The sequence below is a fragment of the Nocardioides sp. BGA-UO-ETr-FS32 genome (genome assembly GCF_059567905.1).
In genome coordinates this window covers 477,724-491,158 of the sequence record NZ_JCAQOX010000013.1, presented here as the reverse complement: position 1 = coordinate 491,158, position 13,435 = coordinate 477,724, and the positions used below count along the sequence as shown (strand labels likewise).

The following is a 13,435-nucleotide window of genomic DNA, read 5'->3' as shown; positions in this document are numbered from 1 at the left end:
CGCCGATCGATCCCGCGATTGGCTTGAGCCAGGTCTCGGGACACCAGGAACGGACCGGTTGGCCCGGACAGGAGGAATCGAGATGTACGCCTTGCCTCGCACCCCGATGGGCCGTCTCGCGCTGTGGCTCCTGCTCCCCGTGCTGCTCTACGTGGTGCTTCCTGTATGGCTCCTGATCTCCTACTTGCCGCGGCCGCTGAGCATCGCCGTAGGCATCGCCATCATCGGGCTCGCCTTCGCCTCGCTTGTCACCTCAGGCCTGGCCATCTTCCGCAGCAAGGAGCGCTCGGTGCTCGTGGTCGTGCTCGCGTCCCTCACGTTCCTCGTCGTCGTCGCCTTCGCCGTCGGTGAGGCCCTCGGCGGACACTGAGCCGAGGGTTCTTCATCATCGGTGCCGCTGACGGAAGGCGACGAGACCTCCCAGCACAGCCATGACGAGACCCAGTGAGCCCGCCGCGATGAAGCCGACCTCGGGCACAGCAGCGTCTTGCGCGACCGCGAAACGCCCATCCTCGGCCACACCGCGGCACGTGACGGTGTACGTCGTCCCCGAGGTCACCGGGAACCCCCATGCCGACTCGAGGCCAGCTCCTTGGTGATAGTGCTGTGCGTCGCCCACGGTGACCGGGTCCCCGTTCCCGGAGGTCACCTTGCAGGACGGCGGCTGGGACATGCCTGTGGACGCGAAGATCGTGGCTGACGTGGACTCCGTTGCGCGGATCGACGTCTGCTGCCCGAAGTCCACCGGCTGCAGCTCCGGCATGCGTGTGAGCCAGACATAGCCCACCGCTGCGGAGACGATCATGGTCGCCGCACCGGCGAGGACCAGAAGGCGTGCCCAAGGGATGTGCGCCGTGCGGGTGACTCCGCGGGTGCTGCTCACCACTCCAGCATGGCGCTCGTACCACCGGGTCTGCAGAGGCGAATGACCCTCACGGTCAGAGCTCGACCCAGCGGCTGCTGATCGCCCTGCGGCGGTAGCGGACCGTGAAGCGGATCGACCCCGTCGGCTCGGCGGCGATCGCGAAGAAGCCGACCTCGTCGAGGCCGGTCGTCCAGCTCTGCTCGTCGGTGGTCTCGACCACGACCTCGACGGATCCCGGGTCGCCGTCGAAGTCGAGCAGCTGGCCGCGCACCTGTCCCTCGTCGAGCTCGGCGTCGAGCGACCAGCCCTCCGCGGCGGTGAAGTAGAGGATCCGTGACGTGCCGAGCCCCCGCACCTGGGCGGCAGGCTCGTCGGCGGAGTCGCGGACCAGGACGAGCATCTCCCACTCGGCGTCGAGGTCGGCGGCCGCCACGAAGGCGATCATCGTCGGGATCAGGTCGGGCGGCGGTGGGTCGTAGGTCGTCCACATGTCACGCAGCTCCTCGAGGAGTGCGGCGTCGTTCGAGGCAGTCATCGCTCGCCTCCTTTCATCAGGGCGGTCCGGACCTTGGCCAGGCACCGTGCCCGCGTGGGCCCGATGCTCCCGACGGGCATGTCGAGCTCCTGGCTCAGCGACTGGTAGTCGGGGCGGTCCATGAAGGCCACGACCCGCAACAGCTTGCGGCACCGCTCGTCGACGGACGCCACGGCACCCCACAGCCGTGACGCCTCGTCGTCGAGCACGGCGAGCGCCTCGGCCGACTCCGCGTCGGGAAGTGCGGCGTGCAGCGTCTCGTCCTGCACCGGGGTCGCACGGCGTGCGGTCCGGGTGTGTGCGGCTGCGCCGCGCCTGGCTGAGGTGATCAGCCAGGACGCGACCGCCTGCGGGTCCTCGATGGTCCGGTGGAGCCGTACGAAGCCGAGCCAGGTCGCCTGGACGACGTCCTCGGCGGCCTCGCGGTCGAGACCGTACGCCCTCACCACGTGCCACAGGACCGGTGTCATCGCGGAAACCAGCTCGTCCACCGCACCGGCGTCCCCCTGACGCCAGGCGATGAACGCCCCACTGGCCATGTCCCACGGTGACAGCCCGGACTGCCCCTCAGTCCTTCGGTCCTCTGACATGGCGACCATTGTCCCCATGTCAGCACAGGTGTGCGTACACCCCTGCGTGATACGGACGGGGCAGATCTTTTTTTGCCGAGCACTCCGGGACCTAGAACATGAGGGTCGCGAAGGTCGCGGTCTGCTCGAAGCCGACCCGGGCGTACGCCGCGCGCGCGGGCGCGTTCCACTCGTTGACGTAGAGCGAGACCACCGGCGCCATCCCCGATCCGAGGACGTGGGAGACGACCGCGGCCATGCCGCTGGTGGACAACCCCTCACCGCGGCGGTCCGGGCGGACCCAGACGCCCTGCACCTGGGCGGCGTACGGCGTCAGGCACGCGACCTCGGCCTTGAAGACCACGCCGTCGTCGTCGAAGCTCGCCATCGACCAGCCGCGGCCGATGAGCTGCTGGATCCGCGCCCGGTAGAGGTCTCCCCCGCCCGCGTCGTTCTCCGGCGAGACGCCGACCTCCTCGGTGTACATCGCCACGCACGCGGGGTAGAGCACGTCGAGGTCGCGCGGGGTCGTGGGACGTACGTCGGGGGCCGCCGGCACGGCAGGCGGCCGGGCAATCTCGAGGTGCGGCTGGGCGGCCCGGATCTCCCGGAGGCGGGCCCAGCGGGGCTCGATGACCTCCCACAGCGAGGTGACGACGTCGCTGGGGCCGACGATGGTCCCGACGGTGTTGCGGCGGCGCAGGGCGACGTCCGCGAAGGCGCCGACGTCGTCGGGCGTGCACTGCACCGGGACGAGGTTGGCGCCGAGGTGGCACCCGGCGACGAGCTGGTCGCCCTCGAACCGCCCCCACACCTGTCCGCCGAGCCAGCGCTCGTCGAGGTTGGTGAGGCGGGCGCGGTAGTCGGCGAAGACGTTGACGACCGGGTCCTGCTCCGCGAGCGCGATGAAGCTGTCCCGGTCACCCGGGCCCAGCACGCGCACCTGCTCGCGGGTCCTCAGCACGCTTGGAGCCTAGTGGGAACCGAGTAGGGAGACCCCGCACCGCGGGGCCGTCTCACGACACGCTGACGGAGGCCTCCGCACCCTCGACGGGCTCCATGCCCTCGGCGATGCGCATGGCCTCCTCGATGAGGGTCTCCACGATCTGCGACTCGGGCACGGTCTTGATGACCTCGCCCTTGACGAAGATCTGGCCCTTGCCGTTGCCGGAGGCGACACCGAGGTCGGCCTCGCGGGCCTCACCGGGACCGTTGACGACGCAGCCCATGACGGCGACGCGCAGCGGCACCTCCATGCCCTCGAGCCCGGCGGTGACCTCCTCGGCGAGCTTGTAGACGTCGACCTGCGCGCGGCCGCACGAGGGGCAGGACACGATCTCGAGGCGGCGCGGCTTGAGGTTGAGCGACTCCAGGATCTGGATGCCGACCTTGACCTCCTCGACCGGCGGGGCGGAGAGCGAGACGCGGATCGTGTCGCCGATGCCCTTGCTGAGCAGGTGGCCGAAGGCCACGGCTGACTTGATGGTGCCCTGGAAGGCCGGGCCCGCCTCGGTGACGCCGAGGTGCAGCGGCCAGTCGCCGGCCTCGGCGAGCAGCTCGTAGGCGCGGACCATCACGACCGGGTCGTTGTGCTTGACCGAGATCTTGAAGTCGTGGAAGTCGTGCTCCTCGAAGAGGCTGGCCTCCCACACGGCGGACTCGACGAGCGCCTCGGGCGTGGCCTTGCCGTACTTGTCGAGGATCCGCTTGTCGAGCGAGCCGGCGTTGACGCCGATCCGGATCGAGGTGCCGCGGTCCTTGGCGGCCTTGGCGATCTCCTTGACCTGGTCGTCGAACTTGCGGATGTTGCCGGGGTTGACCCGGACGGCCGCACAGCCGGCGTCGATGGCCGCGAAGACGTACTTGGGCTGGAAGTGGATGTCGGCGATGACCGGGATCTGCGACTTCTGTGCGATGGCCGGCAGCGCGTCGGCGTCGTCCTGGCTGGGGCACGCCACGCGGACGATGTCGCAGCCGGACGCGGTCAGCTCGGCGATCTGCTGGAGCGTGCTGTTGACGTCGGAGGTCAGCGTGGTCGTCATCGACTGGACCGAGATCGGCGAGTCGCTGCCGACGCCCACGGACCCCACCTTGATCTGGCGGGTCTTGCGGCGGGGGGCCAGGACGGGGGGCGGGAGGGCGGGCATGCCCAGGCCGACGGAAGTCATGGCGCCATCGTACGGGCCGGGCCGTGGGATCCCCGCGCCGCCGTGGCCCCGCCCGAGCGGTGCGTGAGGCAGGTTCTCGAGCGCCAGAACCTGCGCCACTCACCGCTGCGGCGGCGTGGGCGGGGCGGGCGTACGGCCCTCAGCTCAGGCGCAGCGGCACGACGATGTCGGCGACGATCAGCACCACGCCCATGACGAGCATCGCGAGCCCCACGACGTAGGCCACTGGCAGCAGCCGGGCGACGTCGACGTGGCCCGGGTCGGGGCGGCCGAGGAGCCGTGCGATGCCGCGCTTGAGGCCTTCGTAGAGGGCGCCGGCGATGTGGCCGCCGTCGAGCGGCAGCAGCGGCACGAAGTTGAACATGCCGATGAAGAAGTTGAAGCTCGCGACGAGGAAGAGCAGCGTCACGATCTTCTCGGTGAGCGGGAACGCCTCGCTGGCCGCGGCCTCGCCGGCGAACCGGCCGCCGCCGACGATGGAGACCGGGCTCTCGGGGTCGCGCTCCTGGAGCCCGACGACGGCCCGGCCGACCTCGTAGACCTTCACCGGCAGCTGGCCGAGCGCCTTGACCGTCTCGACGGTCATCGTCCCCATCTGCGCGGTCGTGTAGATGAGACCGCCGGTCTCGAAGCGCGTCTCGGGCTGCACGCCGAGGAAGCCGACCTCGGTGAGGGTCTCGTCCTCGATCGACGTCTGGCGCAGCGTGACCGTGGTGTTGGTGGTCAGGGTGAGCTGCTCGTCACCGCGGCGGACCTCGATGACGGCGTCGCCGTCGGCGTTGCCACGGATCAGCGACTGGAAGCTCTCCCAGTCGCGGAACGGGGTGCCGTTGAAGCTGAGGATCTCGTCGCCGGGCCGGATCCCGGCCTCCTGGGCCGGAGTCGGCGGGTCGGCTGCGGTGCACTCGCGGCCGGCCTCCTCCACGGGGATCACGCACTCGGGCACGGCGGCGACGGTGGGCTCGACGACCTGGTCGCGGGGGTTGCCGTAGGTGGCGAAGAGGATCGCGAACAGGCCGAACGCGATGGCGATGTTGACCGTCGGGCCACCGGCCATCACGATCACCTTCTTCCACCAGGCCAGGCGGTAGAAGAGCCGGTCGGTGTCGTGCTGCTTGACGTACTCCCACTCCGCGGCGCGCGCGTCGGAGATCAGCTGGGTGAACATGCCGGTGTTGGAGCGGCGCACCTTGTGCACCGGCTCGCCGTCCTCGTCGTACGTCGTCTCCTCGACGAGGTGCTCGGCGCCCGGCGGCAGCATGCCGACGATCTTGACGTAGCCACCGAGCGGGATCGCCTTGACGCCGTACTCGGTGTCACCGACCTGCTTGCTCCACACGGTGGGGCCAAAGCCGATGAACCACTGCGGCACCTTGCAGCCGAACTTCTTCGCCGGCACCAGGTGGCCGAACTCGTGGAGCCCGATCGAGACCAGGATCGCCAGGACGAAGGAGACGACACCCAGGGTGTAGAGCAGGGCGGTCATGTGCGGGGATCCTTGTCAGGTCAGGAGCGTCAGGTCAGGAGCGTCAGATGAGGGCGGCGGCCTCGGCGCGCGCCCAGGCGTCGGCGGCGAGGACGTCGTCCACCGTGAAGTGCTCCCTCGATGGTACGTCGTGGAGGTCCAGGACCCGTGCCACTGTGGCCACGATGTCGGGGAACCCCAGCCGGCCGTCGTGGAAGGCGTCGACCGCCACCTCGTTGGCCGCGTTGTAGACCGCGGGTGCGGTGCCGCCGCGCTCCCCCGCCGCCCGGGCGAGCGTGACGGCCGGGAAGACGGTGTCGTCGAGGGGCTCGAAGCGCCAGTCGGCGGCCTTCGTCCAGTCGATGGGCGTCTCGGCGTCGGGCACCCGGTCGGGCCAGCCCATGCCGAGGGCGATCGGGACGAGCATCGTCGGCAGGCCGAGCTGCGCCACCACGGCGCCGTCGACGAACTCCACCATCGAGTGGATCAGCTGCTGCGGGTGCACGACGACGTCGATGCGGTCGAACGGGATGTCGAAGAGCAGGTGCGCCTCGATCACCTCGAGGCCCTTGTTGACGAGCGTCGCGGAGTTGGTGGTGATCACGCGGCCCATCGCGAAGTTGGGGTGGGCCAGCGCCTGTTCGGGGGTGACCGCGGCGAGCTCGTCGGCCGTACGCCCCCGGAACGGGCCGCCCGAGGCGGTGAGGACGAGACGGCGCACCTCCGCGGCGGACCCGGCGCGCAGGCTCTGCGCGATTGCGCTGTGCTCGGAGTCGACAGGGACGATCTGGCCGGGCCGCGCGCGCTCCTTGACGAGGGGGCCGCCGATGATGAGGGACTCCTTGTTGGCCAGGGCCAAGGTGTTGCCGGCGTCGAGCGCGGCGAGGGTCGGTCGGAGCCCGACCGCCCCGGTGATGCCGTTGAGGACCACGTCGCACGCCTGCGAGGCGGCCTCGGTCGAGGCCTCCTCCCCCAGCCCGGCGTAGGTCGGCGCGAACTCCGCGACCTGCGCGTCGAACAGGTCCTGGTTGGAGCCGCCGGCGGTCAGCCCGACCACCCGGAAGCGGTCGGGGTTGGCGCGGACGAGGTCGAGCGCCTGGGTGCCGATCGAACCGGTCGAGCCGAGGATCACGATGTCGCGCGCAGTCACCGCGCCAGTTTGTCAGGATGGGCGGCGTGGACGGGGACTGGCAGGCGATCGCGCGCGCCGAGACGCTGCTCGACCTGCGCCGCAATGCGGAGGCCGAGCAGCGCTTCCGCGACGTGCTCGCGAGCGACCCGCAGTCCGTACGCGCGCTGCTCGGCCTCGGCCGCGCGCTGAACCGCCAGGACCGCCACGACGAGGCGGAGAGGGTCGTACGCAGCGCGCTGGCGCTGGAGCCCGCGCACGCGGGCGGCCACCAGGTGCTGGTCGACGTCCTCTGCGACCGCCGGGACGGACCCGCGGCGGTCGCCGCGGCCGAGCGCGCGCTGGCGCTCGCGCCGCACGACTTCACCTCGCACTATCAGCACGCCCGCGCCCTGCTGGGCCTGCGCCGGCCGCGGGTCCGCGACGCGTACGAGTCGGCGTTGCGCGCGGTCGACCTCGCCCCGCACAGTCCCGACGCACACAACCTCGTCGGCCTCTGCCTGGACTCGCTCGGCTACCACGACCACGCGCAGGCGGCGTTCCGCAACGCCCTCGCCATCGATCCCGGCCACACGCTCGCGCAGAACAACCTCGCGGCCACCGAGATGGGCCGCGGCCGGCTGGGCCGGGCGGCCGGGATGCTGCGCTCGGCCGTCGGCAACGACCCGCAGGAGAAGCGGCTGCACGAGAACATCGACGCGGTGCTCCTGCTGCTCGGCCGACGGGTCCTGTGGTCGCTGTTCGGCGCCGCGGTGGTCCTCGGCATCATGCTGGCTGCTGGGGCGCCGTGGTGGGCCCGCGCGCTCGGCGGCGCGGCGTACGTCGGGGTGGTTGCAGTGATGGTCCACCGCGTCCGGGCCCGGCTGCCCAGCGGCGTCAGCCAGTGGGGTCGCGGGATCTGGGGCCGCACCGGGTGGACCGGCCGCTACCTGATGGCGCTCCTGCTGCTGTTGTCGGTCGGGGTACTGCTGCTCGCGTTCGCGCCGTACGCCGTGGCGGTGGCGGCAGGCATCGCGCTGGCCTCCTCGCTGCAGGTGATCGGCTTCGTCTGCATCCTCGGCTGGCTGGGCTACGCCGCGGTGAACCTCGTGCGCGGCCGCTGACGTCGCACCTAGGGTGGGCGCCGTGGACGAGCGCCTGATCGAGAGTCTGGCCGCCGCCGTGCGCGCCGCCCCGGACGACCTGACCCTGCGGCTGCACCTGGCCGGCCTGCTCGTCGAGGCGGGCCGCGGACCCGACGCGATCGCGCACGCGGCGACGGTTCTGGCAGCCGACCCGGAGTCCGTCGAGGCGCGCGAGCTGATGGGGCGGGCGATGGGCACCGCGCCGGAGACGCCGACCCCGGACGAGGCCGCAGCACCGACGACGGCCGAGCCGACGACCTTCGACTGGCACGCCGCCGAGTCCGACCTGGGCGAGAGCGTTGGCCCGATGTTCGTCGACGGGTCCACCGAGGACCCCGGCCCGGCGGCGTACGACGCCGAGACCGCCGGCGTACGGCTCGCGGACGTCGGTGGGCTGACCGAGGTCAAGAAGCGCCTCGAGGCGAGCTTCCTCGCGCCCCTGCGCAACCCGGAGCTGCGCGCGCTCTACGGCAAGTCGCTGCGCGGCGGGCTGCTGCTCTACGGCCCGCCCGGGTGCGGCAAGACGTTCCTCGCCAAAGCGGTCGCGGGCGAGCTCGGCGCGTCCTTCCTGCACGTGTCGCTGGCCGACGTGCTCGACATGTACATCGGCCAGAGCGAGCGCAACGTCAAGGAGCTGTTCGAGGTGGCCCGCAGCTCGGCCCCGTGCGTGCTGTTCCTCGACGAGCTCGACGCGATCGGCGGCAAGCGCTCCCTCAACCGCAGCTCGGGCGCGCGGACGACCGTCAACCAGCTGCTCACCGAGCTCGACGGGGTCGGGTCGGACAACGAGGGCGTCTTCGTGCTCGCCGCCACCAACCACCCCTGGGACGTCGATCCCGCGCTGCGCCGGCCGGGACGCCTCGACCGCACCCTCCTGGTGCTGCCGCCGGACCGCGAGGCACGCGAGGCGATCCTGCGCACCCACCTGCGCGACCGGCCCGTGGAGCGCATCGACACCCGTCGCCTCGCCAAGGCCACCGAGGGGTTCAGCGGCGCCGACCTCGCGCACCTGTGCGAGTCGGCGTCGGAGAACGCGCTGATGGAGTCCGTCGGCTCCGGTCAGGTGCGGATGATCGGGATGGCCGACTTCGACCAGGCCCTCTCCGAGATCCGCCCGTCGATCGGCCCCTGGATGGAGACCGCGCGCAACGTCGCGCTCTACGCCAACGCCTCCGGGGAGTACGACGACCTCGCGAGGTGGCTGCGCAAGAAGCGCTGAGACTAGGGCTGGTCGCCCGGCGGGTCGAACGACCAGAACGTCAGTCCGCCGACCTCCACGAGCGTGGCCCCCGCGGGAGCGACGGGCTTCTGGTCGTCCGACGCGCCGAGGGCGGCCAGCACGGTCAGGGTGTCGCCGGCGTGCCTGCACAGGACGGCGTCACCGGGCACGTCGGCGCACGCGGCCGGGTCCGTACGTCCGGCGCGAATCGCGACGTCCCACGCGAGGTCCTCGCCGTCAGTCCTCAGCACCACCCCGTCCGGCGTACCGGCGAGCACGACCTTGCCCTCGGCGCCCGGCGAGTCGTCGTGCTGGACGACACCGCCGACGCGGGCGGTCGCGAGCACCGCGACCACGGCCGTCTCCTGCGGGAGCGACCCGACGGCGACCTGGTCGCCGGGCCCGACGCCGAAGGCGCGGAGCACCCCGGCGCAGGCGGCCACCTCGGTCAGCAGCCGGGCGAAGCTGCGCTGCGCGCCGTCGAGCGTCAGCGCGATGTCGTCGGCGCGGCCCCGGATGACATGGACGTCGAGGGCGTTGTAGCAGGCGTTGAGGGTGCCGGGATCGCCGTCGGAGGGCGCGCGGAACCAGGCCACGTCGGTGGACGTCATCGCGGCCTCAGGCCAGCCCGTTGTCGGCGGTGGCCGCCGGCTTGGACGGGGTACGCAGCCAGGCCGTGAAGAACGAGCCCAGGTCCTGCCCGCTCACCCGGGCGGCGACCTCCTCGAACTCGGCAGAGGAGCCGTTGCCGCCCTTCTGCTCGCGGATCCACGTGCGGACGATCTGCCAGAAGACGACGTCGCCGACGCGGTTGCGCAGCGCCTGGAGCGTCATCGCACCGCGTCCGTAGACGGCGGAGTCGAACACCCTGGCCGCGCCGGGGTCGCCGACGACGACCCTCCAGAAGTCCGAGGTGGCGGCGACGTTGTCGTAGTAGCTGCGCAGGATCGAGGCGCCCGAACGGCCACCGTGGGTCTCGGTCCACCGCCACTCCATAAACGTGGCGAAGCCCTCGTTGAGCCAGATGTCGCGCCACTGCTGCACGGCGATGTCGTCGCCGAACCACTGGTGGGCGAGCTCGTGGACGACGAGGCTGGTGTAGCCGGCGCCGACGGCCGGGTAGGTCGGGCGGGTCTGGTTCTCCAGGGCGAACCCGGGGTTGAGACCGGTCGTGATGCCGCCGACCACGGAGAACGGGTACGCGCCGAGGTCCTTCTCGAGGCCGGCGACGACGGCCGGGGTCTTCTTCATCAGGCGCATGCTCGCGGCCTGGTCGCGCTTGCTCAGCCGCTGGGAGACCGCGACGAGCCACGGCAGGCCGCGGTGCCGGCCCTTCGCGATCGTGAAGTCCCCGGCTGCGAAGAACGCGAGGTAGGGCACCATCGGCTCGTCGGCACGCCAGTGCCACTGCGTCCACCGCTTGCCGACGTCGCGCCCGCGCAGCTTGCCGTTGGAGACCACCTCGCGCCCGTTGGGCACGCGGATCTTCACGTCGACCATCGCCTTGTCGAGCGGGTGGTCGTTGGCGGGGAACCACCACGGCGCCATGTGCGGCTCGTTCATCGTGACGACCTCGCGCTTGCTGGCCAGCCAGTTGCGTCCCCCGGCGTACGCGTACTTCGACGGCCGGTCGGCGTACTTCACCACGACCGCGTGCTGGGTGCCGGCGGCCAGGGGCTGGGCCGGCGTGATGCGCAGCTCGTGGCCGCCGTCGGTCCTGACGTGCTCGGCCCTCTTGCCGTCGACGGTGACCTTCGAGACCTTCAGCAGGAAGTCGAGGGAGAAGCTGGACAGGTCCTGGGTCGCGGTCAGCCTGACCGTCGTCCTGCCGCTGAGCCGCTTGGTGTCCAGCGCGTAGCGGTTGGCGATCCGGTAGGCCGAGACGTCGATACCGCCGTTGCCGTCGAGGGGCCAGTAGGGATCGCCGATCCCGGACGCCCCCTCGACCGGTGCGGCGGCCCGCTCCTCGCCGGTGGCCGGGACGCTGGTGAACGCCACGGCCAGGGTCGCCAGCAGCGCGACGGACAGCAGGGGGCGGGAGACGGCTCGCGTGGTCACCGTCCGAACCTAGCGCGCCTAATTCCGTTGCGTTGCCCGACGTGCTCGTGGACGATGGCACCGGCGACACCAGCCCGCCGCGTGCGCCCGCACGTCGGTGCCCCGTGACCCGAGAGGAGCCGTGACATGTCCATGACTGTCCTCGGCCTGCCCGCCGACCACCTCTCGCACACACGGAGCACCCACGTTGTCCCACTTGCACACCGATCACACCTTCCCGGAGGACTTCCTCCGGCCTGACGACCGTTCGCCCCTCGAGGGCATCGACGAGTCGTTCGTCTTCACCTACGACACCTACTCCGACGACCTCGGAGAGGGTCAGCGCTGGTCCCGCTGGGAGGACCTCGAAGCCCTGATGAAGGGGCCCGAGCCGCGCCCCGACTGGGTCGTGACCTCCAGCGGAGCCATCGACACCGAGCTCGGCGTCCTCAAGACGGGCAAGGAGGCCGACGTCTACCTGCTCGAGCGCGAGGACCCGCACCGCCCGGAGACGGCGGTCGTGATGGCCGCCAAGCGCTACCGCGACACCGACCACCGCTCGTTCCACCGCGCCGCGTCCTACACCGAGGGCCGGTCGATGAAGCGCTCGCGCGACAACCGCGCCCTCAAGCGCAAGTCGACCTGGGGGCGTCAGGTCGCGGCCGGCGAGTGGGCGGTCTCGGAGTGGAACGCGCTCCGCCGCTGCTGGGAGCTCGGCCTCCCGGTGCCCTACCCGGTCCAGATCGACGAGACCGAGATCCTCATGGAGTGGATCACTGTGACCGTCGACGGGAACACCGAGACCGCCCCCCGCGTCGCCCAGGTCCGTCCGGAACGCTCGGTCGTCGAGGGCTACTACGAGCAACTGCGCGACGCGATGGCCACGTTGGCCCAGGCAGGGCTGGTGCACGGCGACCTCTCGCCCTACAACACCCTGGCCGCCGGCGACCGGCTCGTCATCATCGACCTGCCACAGATGGTGGACCTCGTCGGCAACCCGCGCGGCATGGACTTCCTGCTGCGCGACTGCGCCAACATGTGCGCCTGGTTCCGCTCGCGCGGCCTCGAGGCCGACGAGCAGGAGCTGTTCGGGGAGCTGATGGCGCACGCGTTCTGAGACGGGCAGCGACGACCGAGGCACGAGGTCGGCGCGTGGGCCCTGCCATGTCGAGTGGCCCCGCGGCTGAGGCACGAAGCCGCGTGAGGGCCGTGTCGAGACAGGCACGGCTAGGTTGGCGCGCGTGAAGCACTCCCACGGTCGCCTCGTCGACGTCACCACCCTGGCCGAGCTCGACCGACGGCTGGACACCGGCGCGACCTCGCTCACGGGGTGGCGCCTGGTCGGGCTCGACCTCACCGACCGCGGCCCGGCCCTCCTGCAGCGGACGCTGGAGCAGGCGCTGTTCCTCGGGTGCGAGTTCGCCGAGGGGGACGACGACGCCGTACGCCGCGCAGGCGCGATGGTGCTGCACGAGATCCCCGGGGTCCCGGTCGACCCCTACCGCCCGACCCTCTACTCCCCCGGCGACCTCTACGACACGCCCCGCTACGAGGACAGTGTCGACGCGCGGGCGTACGCCTGGTCGCGCCGCGGTGACGGCCCGGACGACACCCTCGCGATGGCGCTGCACGACCACCACGTCGACGCCGCGCTGACCGCCTGGGTGGCCGATCGCGATGTCGTCGGGGTCATGGGCGGCCACGCGCTCCAGCGCGGCACCCCGGCGTACGCCGACGCGGCCCGCCTCGGCCACGCGCTCGCCGACCGAATGACCGTCGCCACGGGCGGCGGGCCGGGCGCGATGGAGGCGGCCAACCTCGGGGCGTACGTCCCCGGGGACCTCGAGTCCGCCCTGACGGCCGTGGCGCCGGTTCCGTCGTACGGCCCCGACGTGGGCGCGTGGGCGCGGGTCGCGCTCGAGGTGGTGGGGGCGACGAGCGGCGGGCGGGAGTCGCTGGGCATCCCGACGTGGCACTACGGCCACGAGCCGCCGAACGTGTTCGCCACGTCGATCGCGAAGTTCTTCCACAACGCCCCGCGCGAGGCCGTGCTGCTCGAGGTCTGCAACGCCGGCATCGTCTTCCTGCCGGGTGCCGCCGGGACGGTGCAGGAGGTCTTCCAGGACGCCTGCGAGAACTACTACGCCGACGCCTCCGCCGTGGCGCCGATGGTGCTCGTCGGGCGGCACCACTGGACCGAGCAGCTGCCCGTGTGGCCGCTGCTGCAGGCCCTGGCCCGCGACCGCGCGATGGAGCCGTACGTCCACCTCGTCGACAGCGTCGAGGAGGCCGTGGAGGTGGTGGCCGGGTGAGCGCGGCCGGGT

General features: G+C 71.6%; 14 protein-coding genes. 5 read left to right on the top strand and 9 right to left on the bottom strand.

All coding sequences use genetic code 11. The features are described from left to right. The first annotated feature begins 82 nt into the window (after positions 1 to 82). Positions 83 to 370: a hypothetical protein gene (locus tag AC57BS_RS07555; protein ID WP_496410819.1), complete on the top strand. Its 288-nt coding sequence runs from the start codon at positions 83 to 85 to the stop codon at positions 368 to 370. A 15-nt stretch (positions 371 to 385) separates the two neighbouring features. On the opposite strand, the gene AC57BS_RS07550 is transcribed toward AC57BS_RS07555, so the two are convergent. The 7 genes from AC57BS_RS07550 to dxr form a co-directional block, all read right to left on the bottom strand. Continuing rightward, entirely contained in the window at positions 386 to 883 is a 498-nt protein-coding gene (locus tag AC57BS_RS07550; protein WP_496410818.1) for a hypothetical protein, read from the bottom strand. A 55-nt stretch (positions 884 to 938) separates the two neighbouring features. Next, entirely contained in the window at positions 939 to 1,400 is a 462-nt protein-coding gene (locus tag AC57BS_RS07545; protein WP_496410817.1) for a hypothetical protein, read from the bottom strand. Then, the gene (locus AC57BS_RS07540; RefSeq protein ID WP_496410816.1) at positions 1,397 to 1,990 is read right to left on the bottom strand and encodes an RNA polymerase sigma factor; all 594 of its coding nucleotides are present in this window, start codon (positions 1,988 to 1,990) and stop codon (positions 1,397 to 1,399) included. The genes AC57BS_RS07545 and AC57BS_RS07540 overlap by 4 nt, the downstream gene beginning before the upstream one ends. Positions 1,991 to 2,081: 91 nt before the next feature. Then, on the bottom strand, positions 2,082 to 2,933 hold the full coding sequence (locus tag AC57BS_RS07535; protein WP_496410815.1) for a GNAT family N-acetyltransferase: 852 nt from the start codon (positions 2,931 to 2,933) through the stop codon (positions 2,082 to 2,084). A gap of 52 nt (positions 2,934 to 2,985) precedes the next feature. Then, complete coding sequence (gene ispG, locus AC57BS_RS07530; RefSeq protein WP_496410814.1) at positions 2,986 to 4,137, bottom strand: flavodoxin-dependent (E)-4-hydroxy-3-methylbut-2-enyl-diphosphate synthase; 1,152 nt, start codon at positions 4,135 to 4,137, stop codon at positions 2,986 to 2,988. Positions 4,138 to 4,276: 139 nt separating this feature from the next. After that, entirely contained in the window at positions 4,277 to 5,623 is a 1,347-nt protein-coding gene (locus AC57BS_RS07525; RefSeq protein WP_496410813.1) for a M50 family metallopeptidase, read from the bottom strand. A 43-nt stretch (positions 5,624 to 5,666) separates the two neighbouring features. Continuing rightward, positions 5,667 to 6,752 carry a 1-deoxy-D-xylulose-5-phosphate reductoisomerase gene (gene dxr / locus AC57BS_RS07520; protein ID WP_496410812.1) on the bottom strand — a complete coding sequence of 362 codons (1,086 nt, stop codon included), beginning with the start codon at positions 6,750 to 6,752 and terminating at the stop codon, positions 5,667 to 5,669. Positions 6,753 to 6,778: 26 nt separating this feature from the next. Between dxr and AC57BS_RS07515 the strand changes: the two genes are divergently transcribed. Together AC57BS_RS07515 and AC57BS_RS07510 are read left to right on the top strand one after the other, a co-directional pair. After that, the gene (locus AC57BS_RS07515) at positions 6,779 to 7,834 is read left to right on the top strand and encodes a tetratricopeptide repeat protein (RefSeq protein WP_496410811.1); all 1,056 of its coding nucleotides are present in this window, start codon (positions 6,779 to 6,781) and stop codon (positions 7,832 to 7,834) included. Positions 7,835 to 7,856: 22 nt separating this feature from the next. Next, positions 7,857 to 9,074, top strand: coding sequence for an AAA family ATPase (locus AC57BS_RS07510; protein WP_496410810.1), 1,218 nt, complete (start codon positions 7,857 to 7,859; stop codon positions 9,072 to 9,074). Positions 9,075 to 9,076: 2 nt separating this feature from the next. Here the strand turns inward: AC57BS_RS07510 and AC57BS_RS07505 are convergent, their stop codons facing one another. Together AC57BS_RS07505 and AC57BS_RS07500 are read right to left on the bottom strand one after the other, a co-directional pair. After that, positions 9,077 to 9,685 carry an AMP-binding protein gene (locus AC57BS_RS07505; RefSeq protein WP_496410809.1) on the bottom strand — a complete coding sequence of 203 codons (609 nt, stop codon included), beginning with the start codon at positions 9,683 to 9,685 and terminating at the stop codon, positions 9,077 to 9,079. A gap of 7 nt (positions 9,686 to 9,692) precedes the next feature. Further along, on the bottom strand, positions 9,693 to 11,132 hold the full coding sequence (locus AC57BS_RS07500; RefSeq protein ID WP_496410808.1) for a M1 family metallopeptidase: 1,440 nt from the start codon (positions 11,130 to 11,132) through the stop codon (positions 9,693 to 9,695). Positions 11,133 to 11,328: 196 nt separating this feature from the next. On the opposite strand from AC57BS_RS07500, the gene AC57BS_RS07495 reads away from it, so the two are divergent. Beyond that, positions 11,329 to 12,228 carry a serine protein kinase RIO gene (locus AC57BS_RS07495; RefSeq protein WP_496410807.1) on the top strand — a complete coding sequence of 300 codons (900 nt, stop codon included), beginning with the start codon at positions 11,329 to 11,331 and terminating at the stop codon, positions 12,226 to 12,228. Between the two features lie 124 nt (positions 12,229 to 12,352). Beyond that, positions 12,353 to 13,423, top strand: coding sequence for an LOG family protein (locus AC57BS_RS07490; protein ID WP_496410806.1), 1,071 nt, complete (start codon positions 12,353 to 12,355; stop codon positions 13,421 to 13,423). Positions 13,424 to 13,435 lie beyond the last annotated feature (12 nt).

Bases quoted from the DNA above. Each gene is read 5' to 3' on its own strand.
- AC57BS_RS07555 (WP_496410819.1), top strand. From the start codon at position 83: ATGTACGCCTTGCCTCGCACCCCGATGGGCCGTCTCGCGCTGTGGCTC.
- AC57BS_RS07545 (WP_496410817.1), bottom strand. From the start codon at position 1,400: ATGACTGCCTCGAACGACGCCGCACTCCTCGAGGAGCTGCGTGACATG.
- AC57BS_RS07540 (WP_496410816.1), bottom strand. From the start codon at position 1,990: ATGTCAGAGGACCGAAGGACTGAGGGGCAGTCCGGGCTGTCACCGTGG.
- ispG (WP_496410814.1), bottom strand. From the start codon at position 4,137: ATGACTTCCGTCGGCCTGGGCATGCCCGCCCTCCCGCCCCCCGTCCTG.
- AC57BS_RS07525 (WP_496410813.1), bottom strand. From the start codon at position 5,623: ATGACCGCCCTGCTCTACACCCTGGGTGTCGTCTCCTTCGTCCTGGCG.
- AC57BS_RS07505 (WP_496410809.1), bottom strand. From the start codon at position 9,685: ATGACGTCCACCGACGTGGCCTGGTTCCGCGCGCCCTCCGACGGCGAT.